At 47.1% G+C, this 15,546-nt stretch carries 13 protein-coding genes and 1 pseudogene; 3 read left to right on the forward strand and 11 right to left on the reverse strand.

Annotated elements, in window-relative coordinates:
- The first annotated feature begins 652 nt into the window (after positions 1 to 652).
- Positions 653 to 1,525 (forward strand): pentapeptide repeat-containing protein, encoded by an 873-nt coding sequence (locus QUA07_RS28435; protein ID WP_333332170.1) that lies wholly within the window; start codon positions 653 to 655, stop codon positions 1,523 to 1,525.
- A gap of 146 nt (positions 1,526 to 1,671) precedes the next feature.
- Here QUA07_RS28435 and QUA07_RS28440 read toward each other — a convergent pair whose 3' ends face one another.
- Positions 1,672 to 2,886, reverse strand: coding sequence for an FAD-dependent oxidoreductase (locus QUA07_RS28440; protein WP_333332172.1), 1,215 nt, complete (start codon positions 2,884 to 2,886; stop codon positions 1,672 to 1,674).
- Positions 2,887 to 2,947: 61 nt separating this feature from the next.
- Here QUA07_RS28440 and QUA07_RS28445 point away from each other — a divergent pair, with 61 nt between their 5' ends.
- Positions 2,948 to 3,124, forward strand: coding sequence for a hypothetical protein (locus tag QUA07_RS28445; protein ID WP_333332175.1), 177 nt, complete (start codon positions 2,948 to 2,950; stop codon positions 3,122 to 3,124).
- A 215-nt stretch (positions 3,125 to 3,339) separates the two neighbouring features.
- Here the strand turns inward: QUA07_RS28445 and QUA07_RS28450 are convergent, their stop codons facing one another.
- The 7 genes from QUA07_RS28450 to QUA07_RS28480 all read right to left on the reverse strand — a co-directional run bounded on the left by QUA07_RS28450 (position 3,340) and on the right by QUA07_RS28480 (position 12,925).
- Positions 3,340 to 4,872, reverse strand: a complete 1,533-nt coding sequence (locus tag QUA07_RS28450) for an NAD(P)/FAD-dependent oxidoreductase (protein ID WP_333332178.1) — start codon at positions 4,870 to 4,872, stop codon at positions 3,340 to 3,342.
- 257 nt (positions 4,873 to 5,129) lie between these two features.
- On the reverse strand, positions 5,130 to 5,615 hold the full coding sequence (locus QUA07_RS28455; RefSeq protein WP_333332182.1) for a CRR6 family NdhI maturation factor: 486 nt from the start codon (positions 5,613 to 5,615) through the stop codon (positions 5,130 to 5,132).
- A gap of 251 nt (positions 5,616 to 5,866) precedes the next feature.
- Positions 5,867 to 7,843: a DUF3685 domain-containing protein gene (locus QUA07_RS28460; RefSeq protein ID WP_333332185.1), complete on the reverse strand. Its 1,977-nt coding sequence runs from the start codon at positions 7,841 to 7,843 to the stop codon at positions 5,867 to 5,869.
- A gap of 47 nt (positions 7,844 to 7,890) precedes the next feature.
- On the reverse strand, positions 7,891 to 10,089 hold the full coding sequence (locus QUA07_RS28465) for a hypothetical protein (RefSeq protein ID WP_333332188.1): 2,199 nt from the start codon (positions 10,087 to 10,089) through the stop codon (positions 7,891 to 7,893).
- A gap of 734 nt (positions 10,090 to 10,823) precedes the next feature.
- Positions 10,824 to 11,288, reverse strand: coding sequence for a Fur family transcriptional regulator (locus QUA07_RS28470; protein ID WP_333332191.1), 465 nt, complete (start codon positions 11,286 to 11,288; stop codon positions 10,824 to 10,826).
- A 229-nt stretch (positions 11,289 to 11,517) separates the two neighbouring features.
- Positions 11,518 to 12,588: an Hpt domain-containing protein gene (locus QUA07_RS28475; protein ID WP_333332194.1), complete on the reverse strand. Its 1,071-nt coding sequence runs from the start codon at positions 12,586 to 12,588 to the stop codon at positions 11,518 to 11,520.
- Positions 12,589 to 12,670: 82 nt separating this feature from the next.
- Positions 12,671 to 12,925, reverse strand: coding sequence for a hypothetical protein (locus QUA07_RS28480; RefSeq protein ID WP_333332197.1), 255 nt, complete (start codon positions 12,923 to 12,925; stop codon positions 12,671 to 12,673).
- A 217-nt stretch (positions 12,926 to 13,142) separates the two neighbouring features.
- Between QUA07_RS28480 and QUA07_RS28485 the strand changes: the two genes are divergently transcribed.
- A complete protein-coding gene (locus QUA07_RS28485; RefSeq protein ID WP_333076420.1) occupies positions 13,143 to 13,802 on the forward strand; it encodes a DUF1345 domain-containing protein in 660 nt (219 codons plus the stop codon).
- A gap of 76 nt (positions 13,803 to 13,878) precedes the next feature.
- On the opposite strand, the gene QUA07_RS28490 is transcribed toward QUA07_RS28485, so the two are convergent.
- From QUA07_RS28490 to QUA07_RS28500, 3 genes and pseudogenes are all read right to left on the reverse strand, one after another.
- Entirely contained in the window at positions 13,879 to 14,550 is a 672-nt protein-coding gene (locus QUA07_RS28490) for a hypothetical protein (protein WP_333332200.1), read from the reverse strand.
- Positions 14,547 to 15,020, reverse strand: coding sequence for a hypothetical protein (locus QUA07_RS28495; RefSeq protein WP_333332203.1), 474 nt, complete (start codon positions 15,018 to 15,020; stop codon positions 14,547 to 14,549). The genes QUA07_RS28490 and QUA07_RS28495 overlap by 4 nt, the downstream gene beginning before the upstream one ends.
- Before the next feature lie 259 nt (positions 15,021 to 15,279).
- Positions 15,280 to 15,546: pseudogene (locus tag QUA07_RS28500) on the reverse strand (IS4 family transposase); the annotation flags it as partial.

The following is a 15,546-nucleotide window of genomic DNA, read 5'->3' on the forward strand; positions in this document are numbered from 1 at the left end:
TGAGATTGCACTCACTTTTTTCACTTCTCTATTTTATTGCGATCGCATTCCTCTTTAAAAACTGTCCGGAGTATTGTCAGAAGTACAATTTCTGAAATTACTTTTCACCCCGATCGACTCCAGGAAATATGGAAAAGCGCGATCGTATAACTGCTGCGAGACAACCGAGAAAAATTCTCCCTAATTAAGCTGTTGTTCCCCATCTAATTTTCCTGTAAAATGACAGTAGATAAAATATGGCTCTATGACCAGGCCAGCCTTCGCGACACCTGAAGCAAACACAACTAACAAATTTGCAGTCTCCGTTTAAAAAAGGTGTTAGTTACAGTGGACAACAAGAATATTAATTTTACTATTGATTAACTCTTCGGACAGTGTTTGATGGCTTACCTACTGAGAATAACGGTTTCACGGATCTCAGTACGATCGCCACGGTTGCCGAAGTAGACTAGAGACTCACGATAAATCAAGGGTTTCAGACTATGAGTGCAAAACGGTCGGGACTATGGAAAAAGCACAAAGTATATGTATAAATATAAAGTTGATTCTCAGCTTTCTTGAAAGTGCGATCGCGTCCGCTCCATTTGAGATAAAATACTTATAAAGAGTGTTTATTTCTAAATAAATTTCGGCTATTAGGAATGTGACCAGTATGGAAGTAACCGAGCTGCTCAAAGAGTACGAAAATGGAAAGAGAGACTTTGCTGAGGTAAACCTCAGCGGAGCAAACCTCAGCGGAGCTATGTTGGTCGGCGTCAACCTTTCGAGGGCTAACCTGTCGGGAGCTAACCTGAGTCGGGCGCATCTCACCAAAGCAGAACTCAATGACGCAAACCTTTACAGGGCAAATCTGAGTTTTGCCAAAATGGGCCAAGCCAGACTAGCAGACGCAGAGCTTACAAAAGCCAATCTCAGCGGAGCTTTCCTCGTCAAAGCAAAACTGCCCAGGGCAAAGTTGAGTGGCGCCCAACTCATCGGTAGCAACCTGCGGAGCGCCATCCTCTGGAACGCCAATTTGTGTACAGCCGACCTGCAATTCATCAATCTGCGGGGCGCTAACCTCACGGGAGCTAACCTCAACTGGGCCAACTGCGGAGGGGCAAAACTCAGCGGTGCAAAGCTTTTTGGCGCTCAACTAACAGGCATCTATCTCAGGAAAGCTTACATCAATGGCATCGACCTGAGCAGGACGGATCTTAATGGCGTCAACCTGAGCGAAGCCAAACTAAACGGGGTAAACCTGGAAGGCTCGAACTTGTTAGCTGCCAATCTCAGCGGGGCTCAGTTGCGGGGCGTCAAGTTGATGGGAGCAGATTTAACCCGGGCAAATCTGGTGGGAGTTTCTTTGGTGCAGGCAAACCTCGATTGGGCTAGGCTGTGCTATGCAGACTTGAGCGAAGCCGACTTGAGCGGGGCAACGTTCACGGGAGCCAACTTTGAGGGTACTCAGTTAGCCGGATCAACCATGCCCCCATCTATGAGCAATGATGTCTACTTAACTGCAGCACGTGGTGTCGCAGCTTAGGCAAGGTCAAAAATTAATTTCGCATCCGAGTGGACGACTCTCGCATGGGTTTAACTTTTGATGCAGACATCATTACTTTTGTGAGAGTGTTGCACCGGCAAGAAATTTACTGATATTTGCGAGAGTTTGTAGCATCACAATTGAGTTCACCCGATTAATTTCGCGACTCGCAAAGCAGAGGTAATGGCTCCTTCGTGCAAACCATCCCCCAAATAAGCTCCCGCATGATAAGTGTGGTTCTCGCCATTAGTCTCGATAACTTCATCTCGATATCGAAAAGACTCCACAGTGTACAGCGGCGTATGATGTTTCTGAATGTGAATAATGTGCTTTTGGGCGATCGACTCCTCCAGTTGAAAAGCTAAACTGTACTCTCGTGGCGAGGAGATGCCGCAAAGCTGATTCAAGCTCGCATTATATCCCCATCCCTTCTCCGTCTCGAAAAAATCAAATTCTGATAACTTACGGATGCCGTAGCGATCGTACATCGATGTATCCGAATGCAGTACAGTGGTTGCATAATTGGCTTTCCACGCCGAAAACCGCTTCGTTTCCGCCTCCGTCGGATCAGACAACAGCCTCATAACTTGATCGGGTGGCATCGCAAAAACCACCTTATCAAATTCCTGGATTTCCCCATCAGAAAGCAAGATTTTTACAGCATCCGCGCTTCTAAAAATATTGGCAATCTCCACATTTAGCCGTATATCGCCCTTAAATCGCTCCAAAATCTTTTCAATGTAAGAATACACCCCGCCTTTAATCCTCACCCAGTTGACCGAGGCATATTCGCGCAAAACAGGCATCGCTAATTCTGCCGGGAAATTGTCGAGCAATTCAAACGGTATCGAGTAGCTGTACATCGTCAGCAACTTCAGCCAATAATTGCGGATGCACGAGCTTTTCAAAGACTCAGAAAGCGGTACATCGTAGAAATCGTGCTGTTTAGCAAACCGCATTTTTAAAATAAATCCAGCCGAACGAGCGTAGAGACTATCAAGTCGCAAATACTCGATCAGTCGTTGGATTCCGGTGAAATTCTTTCGGATAGATACCGCAGACAAAAAGTGGGTGCCATCTTTAAAAAACAGCGCGGAACCAATCTGCACTGGCTCTAATTCAACCCCTAGCTCCTGCATAAAAGCCACGAAATTGTAAAATACAGTGGGAAATTCTAGCACCCCATTTTCTAATATTTCATTGCACTCAGATTGATTGGGTACAACATTTTTGTTCAGCGTCCGAATGTGTCCGCCTAAAATTGGCTGACTTTCCCACACAGTGACGTGATGCCCCTGTTTATCGAGCCAGTAGGCTGCTGCCATACCACTGGCTCCGCCCCCAACAATTGCAATTCTCATAGTTCACTCCTAGATTGATAGAAGGAAGTTCGGCAACGGATTCGCTCGACGGATGTAACGGATGTCAGGAAGAAGGAAGTTCGGCAACGGATTATGTAACGGATGTAACGGATGTAACGGATGTAACGGATGTAACGGATGTCGGGAAGAAGGAAGTTCGGCAACGGATTATGTAACGGATGTAACGGATGTAACGGATGTCGGGAAGAAGGAAGAAGGAAGAAATTATCGTTTCTAGGTAGAACCTGGAAACGCATTTCAGTCTTGCTATGCCTCGTCATTTTTAAGAGGAGACAGAGCCTCCAGAAATTCATTGCTTGGCAGAGCCAAGGAACGAGATAATGAGAGCAGAAACGAGAGATTTTTAAGATGAGGCAGAGCAAGAGTGAAATTCATTCCTTGGCTTTGCCAAGGAATGAGAGAAACAGGAAAATAACCAATTGCTAATTTTCCTTAGCCTAAAATCGCATCGCCGGATAAACGTTGATAAAGCAGCGCCCCCGTCCAAAATGTCGGTGCAAAGCCTGGATAGCCCGAAGAGGCATTGCAGAAATAGAAATTGTTGAGGGATGTTTCATGATTTAGTCGATCGACTCCCATGTTGCGCGGCGTCAGGGTGGAACCGTAGGAATTACCGTTAGGACACCAGCAGAAGCGCTCGTTAGTCGTTGGACTTCCGGTAACATGAAAGACCATGTGTTTGCGGAAATTCGGAACATAGTGTTTTTCCACAACATCTAAAATCGAATCCAGAATTTCTTGTTTCTTCTGTCTGTAAGCTTTGCGATCCGTCTCCCAAAGCTGTTTAAAATAGCTGTAATTAGCAACAGTCAGAAATTCGACAATTTGACAATCTTCTGGACAATCCCGCCGCGCTTCCGTCAGTAAAGTTGGCGTTGTAATTGCAAAGCTCGGACGAGAAAAATCATTTTGCTCATACATTTGAGCAAAAGCTTCATTTAGATCCAAGTGTTCCGTATGAAACGTATTCCACTTGCCAAATCCATAGTCTCGGAGATTTATATCTTTGACAACGCAGTACACCATGTAGTTAGATGCAGAATACTCATAGTTGAGTTTCCGCCGCACTTTTTTAGAGAACAGTTCCTCTCCAATCATCTTGGCCGCTCTTTTCGGGTCAAGGTTGCAAATCACCGTGTCGCCCGTAAATTCATGGGTTTGATGCGTGGTCAAATCCATCGCTTCAACACCAGTTACTGTTCTGTTTGTCACCCTAAAATTCGTGACTTCATGGTTTAGTCGAACTTTCCCCCCGTTCGATTCAATGACTTTAACTAAAGAATTGATGACATCTTCAAAATGCTGCGTCGGGTAAAATGCGCCTTCTTGATAGCCTCTAAACAAGGCAATCCAAGCATAGAAAGAAAGCTGATTTGGAGGCAGCAAAAAGTCCGGCCATTGCAGGGCTAATAAGGTTTGGGCGGCTTGCGGGAGTTGGAACTTGTCGAAAACGTCCTGAAGTGTACTGTTGAGGTGTTGGACAGCACAGAATACGTCACCGAAATTTTTGAGCAATTCGATTGGTTTGACGGGAGGAGCGAGTTTTCTGAGTCCCTCGCCGGTTTTCTCGACTTCGTTGACGAATTGGCGAATTCTCTCGCTCGCTTCGGGAAACAGCGCCGACAATCGCCGGATCAGTTCCTGTGGTTCCGAGGGAATATCGAGCGCATACCCAGGCATTCTCATGTGGTCGTAGCCATTCGGATCGTACCGTTCAAAGGTGACATCTCGATCGAGACCGAGTTTTTTGAGAACTCGATTGACTGTATGTCCTTCGCCGCAGTCCCAAACGTAATGGAATTGGGCATTAAACGTGTATTTGTTGGCCATCGTAAAGGTGTGACCAAAGCCTCCGGGATGTTCGTGAGCTTCGAGGATGTGTACGGTTTTGCCGGAGTTTGCCATCAAAGCTCCGAAAACCAGTGCTGATAAACCACTGCCGACGATGAGGTAATCTGTTTTCATGGTAAATTTCCTCGATCGATTGAATCGGGCGATCGTTGTCTATACACTAACGCTCAATTCTGAGGAAATTCTGAAGAGGGCTTACCAGGCTATTTGTAGGGTAGGCACTGCACACCTTACGCCTTTTTAGGCGGGCTAGAAGCCCACCCCACAATAGTTTGAAGCATCTAAATTTTACAGTCAAGTTTGAGCGACTTCTTGTGGGGTGGGCGTCCCGCCCGCCCAAAAAATACAATTTAGGTGGGCTTACTTACTGCTTATTTGTGCGGCACGATCACATCAAAAAAAGCATCCTCCAAATCATAACCAAACATCTGCGACATCGCCATCAACTTCGATTTACTGGGAATTCCCTGCTGATTCAACCAATCAGTCAACACAAAAATTTTGTTCATCAAAAACATTTCCAAAGCTTCAGGATTGTACTGAATACCTTGGGTGCGGTGGAATTGGTGCGGCACCAACATCGCCGCATAGCGCGCCAATTCTCCCGCTTTCCAATCCAGCAAAAATGGCAGCCAAGGATAACAAGCATCTAAGCGAATAAACCACAGCCGCACTTCGGGAATTTCCGAAATTTCTCGCGGATCTAACTCTTCGCGCGGATACTCAATTTCAAATTGTAGCTGTTGTTCGTTTTGGGCGATCGCTCCTTCGGTCAGCCACTTTTCAATCACAGTCCGCACCGGAGACAAATCTAAACTGTTTATGCGATCGGCATCTATCGGTATCATAATACTCATAAAAAGTCAACCCTATAGCAGTAAGTTATATCCAATCCGGTCTATCGACCGCGATTTACCGTTGGGCAGGGGCGGGTTTATGAGACTATCGATCTCAACCAAATATTGTTGGAAAAACCCGCCCCTACAGGTTATTGAGAATGGTGTCACATCTCATATCTATCCTACCTATAATATCACTACCAATGCCCAATTATCAATATTATCAATTAGCAATGCCCGATCCCCCATTCCTAATGCCCAATTCCCAGTTATCCATTTTTCCCAAACTTGCTATCTTGCAAAGAATTACCAATCCCCTGGATAATTCCCCGCCCGATCAAACCAATTCCCCGCCCTATAACCTGAGTCAAAACGTAAACAACCCCAGCACCCAACAGCGAAATAACCGCGCGAACTCTAGGTGCGATCGCATCCCTGGTTTCCAGCACCAAAGTCAAGGCTAACTGCCACCCAGACAACTGTGCTAACTCCAGATTTCTTGGAGCATAAATAGAAATTTTCTTAATTCCAGAATCGCCCAAAACAAACAGCCAAAACCTGCTTTCAAAAATAGCTTTCGGTTCCACAAAATATCTATCCCAGCTATATCTCCACGACAACTCATTCCGAAACCGCTCAATTTCTCGCGTCGAAATCAACTTACCATCGTAAAAAATTTGCTTGATTTCTTCAATATTTGCCAAATTATTTAGTAGAGGCTGTACCACTCCGCTAGCAACTTGAATTGCCAAATTTTCCAACAAAGCTTCAGCTCGCTGCATTGCTGCCGGGCTGCCAGCAACACAAGAAATATTGTCAACAGTTAGAGGAATTTCAAATAGCAAATGTGCAAAAAAATCAACTGTCATCGGTATTTTGTCAAGGATTTCTGCTGCAACTACATCAGCATCTGCCAGCAGCATCGGCACAACTTCTACGCCGCTGCCTGCCAATAGATAAGCAGCACTTCCCCCTTGGCTTTCTTCCAGTTTTAAGCTGGCTTGACTGCCATCAAAAACCAGATTTTCTCCCGTTTGCAGTGTATAGTATCTGCCAAAAAAATCTATGATTGTCGCCTCCCACAAATTCCGTAAAATAGCAGGCATTTTTTGCGACAATTGAGTTTCCTGCACTTGGGAAAAGCGCAATTCTTCCAGCAAATCCTTTAACTTCTGCAGAATGGAACTCATCAATTCACGCTTTTTGGGCGATCGCAAAATATCGATTTCCAAAGGCAAGCCAGTCAAATTCACCAAATCAAACTGCAATTTAGCTGCCGCCGAGTCAAACAAGCTACCTTGCCAATTAGTTGCAACCACCAAAGATTCAGCCGAAACTTGGGAATTCGTTAATTGCGATTGAGAATTATTCAACAAATTCTCCCGTCTTCCTTCTGCCTCTGCCTTCTCCCCTCTGCCTTCTTCCTTCTTCCTTCTTCCTTCTTCCTTCTTCCTTCTTCCTTCTTCCTTCTTCCTTCTTCCTTCTTCCTTCTTCCCTTTTTCTTCAAATAATAACTGACTGACAATCCAACGAGCTGCGAGCAATTCTCTGCGGCGCCCGCTGAGTACAACCCCATCTACAATAGAGGGCAAATCTGTGGGAGCTGCGGCTCTGAACTCTTGCAAATCAGCTTGGACAACCGCCAAAGTTGCATCTATTTCCCGTAGTCCAGAACGATAAAAATAAGCCAGCATTTTTTTGTGTACTGGCGTATCAATTGTCGAATTATCTGCATTTTTATCTGCAATTGCTGCGTAGTTTTCTACTGTTTTAACCACCGCTGCATTTAGTTCTATTTCCGAGTTAGCTGCCGTATCCGTCGCCCAATAAGTGAGACCAGATGCCACAGCGCGAATAGCTTCGATTGTCAAGGAAATATCTGTACCTTTAGGACAATAGCCATTCGCACCCGCCGCCTGTACCTGGGCTAACAGCTCCGGTGTCAGCGGCCCGCCTAGCAGCAACAGGGGCAGGTTGGGGTACAAAGTTTTGAGTTCGCGACAAAATGCCACCGCCTCTATTTGACCCGATCGCAAATTTAGGGTCTCAACAGCCAAAATTACCAAATCTGCGGGCTTCTTGGCTGCTACCGAGTCGATCGAGCGAGCTTCGAGAACCCGCAAAGCCTCGGTTGCGGTTGAAATCTCTGCAACAACTTGCAAGTCTGGATACTGCTCGCAAGCAACTCGCAGCCCCAGCCGGAAAATGGGGTCGCCCTCGATCGTCAGCACTTGGAAATTACTCACTTGATTTTAGATTTGAGATTTTAGAGAGCGATCGTGCGAAAACCCTATTACTCCGGGAGCAAATTAGCATCAGGAGGCCCAGCCGATTCAGGAATCGAGGGCGGCGCCGGTTCCGGAGCCGGAGCCGGAGGAGCAGGTTCCGGAGCCGGAGCCGGAGCCGGGGCCTCTTCTCTCGCGGGCGGATAGTAAGGTTCCGGCTCTGGCGCGGGCGGATAGTAAGGTTCCGGTTCCGGCTCTCTAGCAGGCGGATAGTAAGGTTCCGGCTCCCTAGCAGGCGGATAGTAAGGTTCCGGAGCCGGGGCCTCTTCTCTCGCAGGCGGATAGTAAGGCTCTGGTTCTGGCGCGTACTCCTCCTGTCGCGGAGCTGGCGCGTACTCCTCCTGTCGCGGAGCTGGCGCATACTCGCGAGCGGGTTCCGGCGCGTACTCGCGAGCGGGTTCCGGCGGCGGCGCACTGTTGGCTCTGAGTTCAGCACTCCAGCGCCCGATCGCACCTGCAGCCTCTGAATACAGCGCCCTACCGTAACCGATTTGGGAAGCCGTATCGATCGCCGCTCCTAGACTGCCTTGAGATGCCAATTCCGCAGCTCGATCGAGAATCGGTCTGTCTTGAGCAACTTGCAGTTCGCTCACCCACTGATAGACATTATCCTGAGCTTTGGCGTACAAAGTCCTACCGCTCTTAATTTGCGAAGCTTTTTCAATAGCAGCACTAAGTTTTCCTTGCTTCGCCAGGGCGATCGCTTCATCCAAAAAAGGCTGATCTTGAATAACTTCTATGCGTTTCGTCCACTGAGCCAAGAGAGTTTGCGCTTCTATCCTGCGGGGGCGGTTTTGAGAGATCAGGAGTAGCTGAGCCATGCCGCCCTTGAGTCCTTCAACCGTTTGGGGTTCTGCCAACTGCTTCGCCAAAGTCAGAAAAGATTGGTCTTCGATCCGCTGAATTTCGCGACGCCAAGCAGCCACCAAAGTTTGAGCGTGAACGCGCCGTGGCTGCTTAAGTCCGATGGTTTGCGCTTGCTCGATCGCGAGTCCAAACGTTCCTATCTGACCGACACTAGCGATCGTACTAGCCACTTGCAGCCGCAGCAAATCTTGAAACTGCACCTGCAAATTTTCAATTTGAACTTGAGCTTGCTTGTACAGAGGGCGACCCGGAGCTATTTGGCTAGCAGCCCCCTGCCCTTCGAGCAAGCTAAAAATGTGTTGTGGCAGCGGAGTTGATATCGACTGATTCCACGTCACTGCCTGAGCTCTACCCAACTGCATCAAATCTTGAGCTTCCGCAAATAGTAGCGAATCCTGTGGCACAACAGAAGCAGCCTCGATCGCCCCCGGCAGGTCTTTCGCCCCCAACCGCTTAGTAGCCATTGCCAGCAAAGTCCGGCTCCAGCCCTCAATTTCCTTCTCAGCTTTAGCGCGGGCAAAAAGCTGCGAGTCTATTTTGCGAGCCAGGACGATCGCCTCAGCGAACTTTTGCGGAGTTCCGTCCTTCGCCAAATCTCTAGCCTCTTCCAAGCGCTGCCAGCCGTTTCTTTCCAAAGAAATCTGCTGGATCAGCTCGTTGTACCGCTTTTGACTCCAGAAAACATTTTCCAGCTTGAACAAAGCTTGAGCATAATCCCAAGCCTTCCTTAAATCCTCACTTTTTAAAGCTGCTAGGGCTGTATCGTAGAGTTTTTGGCCCTCCTGCCAATTTTTTTCCCAAGCAGTCACAGCCTCCTGTACCTCTGGGTAAGACGGACTGGTTTTCGGAATTTTCGCCACAATCTCCAGAGCGCCTTTCAAATCGCCCCTCTCAATTTTTGCCCTGGCAAATCCCAGAATGGCTTTCGACCATTCCCCTATCAAATGTTGACCTTGCGAGTATAGCGGATGTTCTTTCGGCCAAGCCTGCACCAGTGCCATTGCCGATTCTAGCTGTTCTAGCTTGCCCGACTTAGCGGCTTGCTGAGCGCAGTAAAGTCGCTCTCCGTCCGCCGCCAACGGCGACAGTTGCTGGCAATTGGGCGGCGGCGGCATCGTCAGTAACCACAGAAATGCAGCGGCACCGGTTACTCCAAATCCCACCAGGAGACTCAGCCAGATTAGCTGCCACTGCCAAAAAGTTCTTTTCCCCTCGGTCGGCAGCGCCGTTACTGAGGAACTCGCATCGCCTGTCGCCTCTGCACTGAACTGTGCCGTCGGTTTGAGGGATGGGTTGTATTGCGGTGGTGTGTGGAATTGGTCAGATTGTCGTCTCGCCATTACTTCAGCCTGTCCTGTAATGCGCACTCTTCACGTGACACTCCCACATCAAATCATAGATTGTGATGTCGGCTTCTGACTCCGGTTAAGGAGATCGAGAACTTCCTTCAAGGTACTGGCCATCTTTCCCTCTACGGCGTTTTATAGTGAGGTTCGTGTCCAGCCCCACTGGTTGCTTCCGAGTATTTTAGGCTCTCGAAGCACGTAAATCATACCAGTTATCAAACAGTTATTGACAGATTCCGGGGCTGTTTGGCAGAAAAAACAGTATAAAGCCCCGTCAGTCGATCAATTTTAGATTTTAGATTTTAGATTTTAGATTTTAGATTTGACTCTACAGATGAATTGGGGGAGCGATTAAACTAAGGTCTAATATTAAATCCGGGTCAGAAATTACCTGATCAGACTCAGCGGTTGAAACCGCAATTACACTAGCTTTCGTCTACTCCAAGCCGATTTAAAATAAAGGGGTACTACAGCCGGATTTGGTCTACACTTTTACGTGTAGCGGGTAGAAATGACTTTTTTGGTTTAGTCGTAAATTTTATTCCCGATCGCCAAACTTGTCGATCGAGTTTCATTTTTCTGTTTTCATTTTTTTTCGACTGTGCCAAATTCCGGCTGGCGACGGCAAAAAAACCGATCGAACCCAGCTAAATACTTAAATCATTTTATACCACCTATCGACCCAGTACAAATATCAGTTTTGCTTCCAACAGCCACTGCTTTATCCGTTACGAAGCCTTTGGCGTATCGCTGACACTCGATGCTTCCGTGGCGGACTCGGCAGATCGATATCCGTAGAAATCTATCCGGTAGTCTACAATTCTGACACCAGTTTGCTGTTGGATTTGTTCGATCAATTCGATCGGCAATTCCACATGAACGTCTAGAATCTGAGCCGTATCAAGACAATTGACGTGAGAGTGAGAGTCGCTGACGTTGCCGTACAAGCGTCCCTCCGAGCGTTCTATGCACTCAATAATCCCTTCTCTCGACAAAGCTTCTAGATTTTGATAGACAGAAGTATGACCAATCGAATGCGCTTGTTTGTTGAGGCGATCGTAAATTTCGCGAGCGGAGAGGTGTTCTTTTGCCTCCCACAAAAGTTCTAGAATAAATCGACGCTGGCGGCTCAAGCGCATTCCCATCGCCTGACAGCGGTTTAAAGCATCTTCTAATGAACGAATTGGTTTCACAGCTACCGCCTTATAAAGCCTGCTCGATTTTTAATTCTGGTACAATATTGCACGCCTACATATCCACTAATTCTAACGCAGGGTTGCCCAACAGTAGAAGATAGAGGGCAAAAATCTCGAAAGAGTGAATTTTTTCGAGTTGCTGCTCAACGAGCGGCTGCCAGCACCCACCAGAAAATTATCCGCCTCACAAATATTGCTTTGACTCTATCTTCTACTGCCACACCTCCTAGTTCGAGGATTTGATGGCGTTAACCAGTAACTTGGCGATTTCCGAGAGTTGCTTTTTGTTGAAAGTTTTGAGCAAAAGCTTGACTACCGCCTTCGGTTCGGCTGGAAGTGCGACTTGCTTCGACGCTGCTGCTTGGGCGGCTGGGGCGGCTGGGGCGCTTGCCTCGGCAGGTTTTGGGCTTGCTGCCAAAAGTAGCAAATTTTTACTCGGAACGATCGTCTTGACTTTCCCCCCTTGTACTAAATCGCCAGCTTCCTTGAGTTCTTTGATAATCAACGGAGCTAAGACTTTATAAGAGTTTTTGGGATTAACGATCGCTGCTCTAGCTGTTTTTACTAAATTTTGCCAAGTCTCTATTTTACCTCCCAACTTATAGAGGCGAACGCACACATCCGTCAACTCAGAGCGACTAGCAGCCGATTCTTTCTGCTTGAAGACCTGCAACATTTCTTTGAGTAAAGTCATCACTTCAACAGCAAAATTCGCCGGCACAGCGCCCGCTGTTGGAGCGGTGCGGGTACTAGACCCAGCAGCAGCCTGCACTTTGCCCGACGCCAATTTATTGAGGTGAGTTTCGAGTTGAGCAAAAACAGGCATCACCTGCTGCACGAGTTTTTCTCCCTCCTCATTCCTCAAGCCGAAAGGCCCCTCCAGTCGCCCCAGCAAGTCCTTAAGCGTATCAACTCCCTTTAAAAAGAGGGATTCTGCCGTTTGGTCAACCTGCTTGACGGGCCCGTCCTTGAGCACCTTAAAACAATCTTCCAAGCGGTGAGCGGTTGTTTTAATACTATCTAAGCCCAGCATAGCCGCCCCTCCTTTCACGGAATGGGCGGCTCGAAACATCTCTTGGACGCTTTCGGGGTCTTTCATCGTGGACTTTAAATCCACTAAACCATTTTCTAGAGTATCGAGGTGCTCCTTAGCCTCCTCTATAAACAAACGCATAATTCGGTCTTGCTGATCTGACACGACAGTCCTCCTAACAATCTGTGCACCCTCCAGAAAGCACCCTCTTCGCGGGAGAAAACGCGACTCCTGCCAAAAGTCGGAAGCTCCCATGCAAAACATTCTAGCCTGCCTCAGCTAGCAGACTCAAAATACTGGTGTCAGGGCAATCTTAGCTCTAAAACTGGTGCGGTGGAGATTGAGCCTAGAGTTCTGAGGGAGTATCTGGAGCGACTTCAATACCCATTCCTTGTTTCATCATCTGCTGATCCGTAATCAAATCGCTCAATTCCTTGACTTCGACGCCGATGTCTTGGCAAGCCTTTTTCAGTTCCCGCTCGAAGGTGTTGAGGTCGCCTCCGTAGCCACAAAGCTTCGCGGCTGTGGCGATTCCTTGTTGGGCGTTAGCTTTGGCGCAGTCGATCAATTCAATGCCTTTGAGCGGTTGGGAGGATGCCATAATTTCAAGCCACAATTTATATTTTCTCCCACTGTACCTAGAAGGTTGAGGTCGATCGATCTATCGAAAGGCATGAAAAATCCTGCCTGTGCTGGGTGTTACCAATTCATACCTATTTTTTGGGAGTTCCTGCGAAGATGGCAGTAGTTGAGATTTTCTAACCCTGACTGTGCCTAAATTACAGTAGATTATTGTGAAAAATGTTTCCCAATCTAAAATGCACTGGGTCTGGAGCGTCCGGCACCGCGTGTTTGTGTCTTTTCTCTTTGCTATGGCAGTTGCTGTGTTGCTGCCACCTGACTATCTCCCCCTGACTCGGACGCTGTGCATTTGGAACGCGGGCGCGGTCAGTTTTCTGATTTTGACTTGGATGCTGATGCTGCAAGGCACTCCCGAAATGATGCGCCACCACGCTCAGCAGTTGGATGCTGGCCGCTTAACAATCTTAAGTACGATCGTGGCAGCCGCTTTTGCTAGCTTGTTAGCCATTTTCTTTCTGCTGCGCGATACCAAAGGCCTGTCGCCGAATTTGCTATTTCTGCACTTGGGGCTTTCTGTTCTTACAATTGTTGGCTCTTGGATGCAGGTGCACACTATCTTCACGATGCACTATGCCCGCAGCTACTACAAAAACCGCAGCAAGCAGCACGGCAGCTACTTGCAGGCGGGGGGTTTGGATTTTCCGGGAGACGAGGAACCAGATTACAAAGATTTTTTATATTTCTCCTTTGGTATTGGCATGACTTGCCAAGTTGCAGACGTGCAGATCACTTCTCGTTCGACGAGGTACCTCGTGCTTTTTCACAGTGTGCTATCGTTCTTTTTTAACACCGCGATTCTCGCTATGAGCGTCAATATTATTGCGGGATTGAGTTGATATGATTCAGTAGAAGCGGTATTATTTCGAGTATGATGCGGAAACTTTCATCCTAATAATAGTTAGGTAGTAATTGCTAAATTGAAGTAGTCCAACTATCGGGAAGCTCACTTACATCTTCTAGTAGGAAGTTTGCGTACACGAATATTCGGACATCATCGTAGAGATCGCTAAGAACACGTTTCCGGGCACCGGATTTGTCCCACGGTTGAAGATCGGAGTCTAGCTCACAGAAACCAACCCAGGGATGCCCCTCTGCCTGTAATTCTTCAGATTTAACTATCACAGCAGGCAAAACAGCTAAGTCATAGGGTTTAAGGGAGAGATCATCCATTGCACCGATAGATATTTGGCGCTCCAGCATTGGCTCTGAAAGCGGAAAGACGTTGAGACTAGGATGGTTCGCTAAGTCATTCAATCGTTCTGAAACTTTCGTCAGTTCATTTGCCACTAATCCATCAAATAGAGCAAATACCCGACGTGCTGCATCCGCATCCTCAGCGGTCACTCGACCTTCATCTGTTGCCCATCTCACAAATTTGCGTAAATCATCAGAGCGAGAGCGTGGGGAAAACCTTCGAGGTACGGTTTCACGTGCTTCTGTAAGGCATATTGCAGGCACATATAACTTAAACTCACCAGCCTGAGCACGTTGGAGCAACTGAATAGCCTGTGGACTTTGCAAGTGTGCTGGAGCAATAACATCCACTACCCAATTTGTTTCCACTAAAACTGCTTTGGGTTTCACTTTACACTCTTACTCCATCTAGGGCCAGCAGCCCTCACTTCGCCAATTCGGAGAAGGCTGATTATTTGTTCGCCAAGTAGGTTTCTTAAGTCATTTGGCAAGTTGTCCATACTGGCAGTCAGCTTCAGTTTCTCAAGCCATCGCTGAACTCGCGATTCAAACTCACTCGCAGGGTTTCCCTTCCATTGCTCATCTGCAGGTGGTAGCAAAGAATCTGGAAGTTGCGCTTCACCAACTACATAAATTGACTCACCATTATACTTTTCTAAGGAGTCCCGGAGGAGAATCACACGCTCACCAGCTACGACAAGTCCAACTGAACAACCAATAGATGCCATAGTATGTTTAAGCTGTTCAATAGCACTTTTAGCGATACTGATGTGTTTGATTTTTTTTACCTCAACAAGCATTAGATATTCGCCATCTTGACTGGTCACAATAATATCTGGATCTTGGAATGTTTTTATCATGGCATTATATCGCAGCGAATTTATTTGTTATGCAGTAAATTAACAATTGTCCTAGGCAAAGCCTAACAAAATTATAACTTGAGGGGATTCAAATTACCGCATTCAAATGTCAAGACACGGATAATCAATTGAGCTACCCAGTTGATGAGAATGTCAAAACACGGATAATCAATTGAGCTACCCAGTTGATGAGACAGAAATTTTCATGCTGATTCTCCCACTCGCATTCGATCGCCCTCCATCCCCCATTGGTAACAAGTTAAGCCTGTATGGCAGTTGTCAAGGGGATTTGAGAAGATGTGTCAAAGAAAAATTGCTCCAGGCCTCGCTGTCGATCAGGGAAAGGTGCAACAATTAACTTAACATTGGGCTTTCGTTGAGATTTAACAATACCTAAATCTTGGTTTTCGGGCGCGGCGAAATACTTTGGAGGGTCAGTTGCCTTACCGTGTTGATGAGCTACATAAAAATGGTAAAGACCCCGGTAAATCATTTCTAATGAAATCGAATCTATTGGTAAAGAGAG

The organism is Microcoleus sp. T3_A4 (assembly GCF_036700465.1).
GTDB lineage: Bacteria > Cyanobacteriota > Cyanobacteriia > Cyanobacteriales > Microcoleaceae > Microcoleus.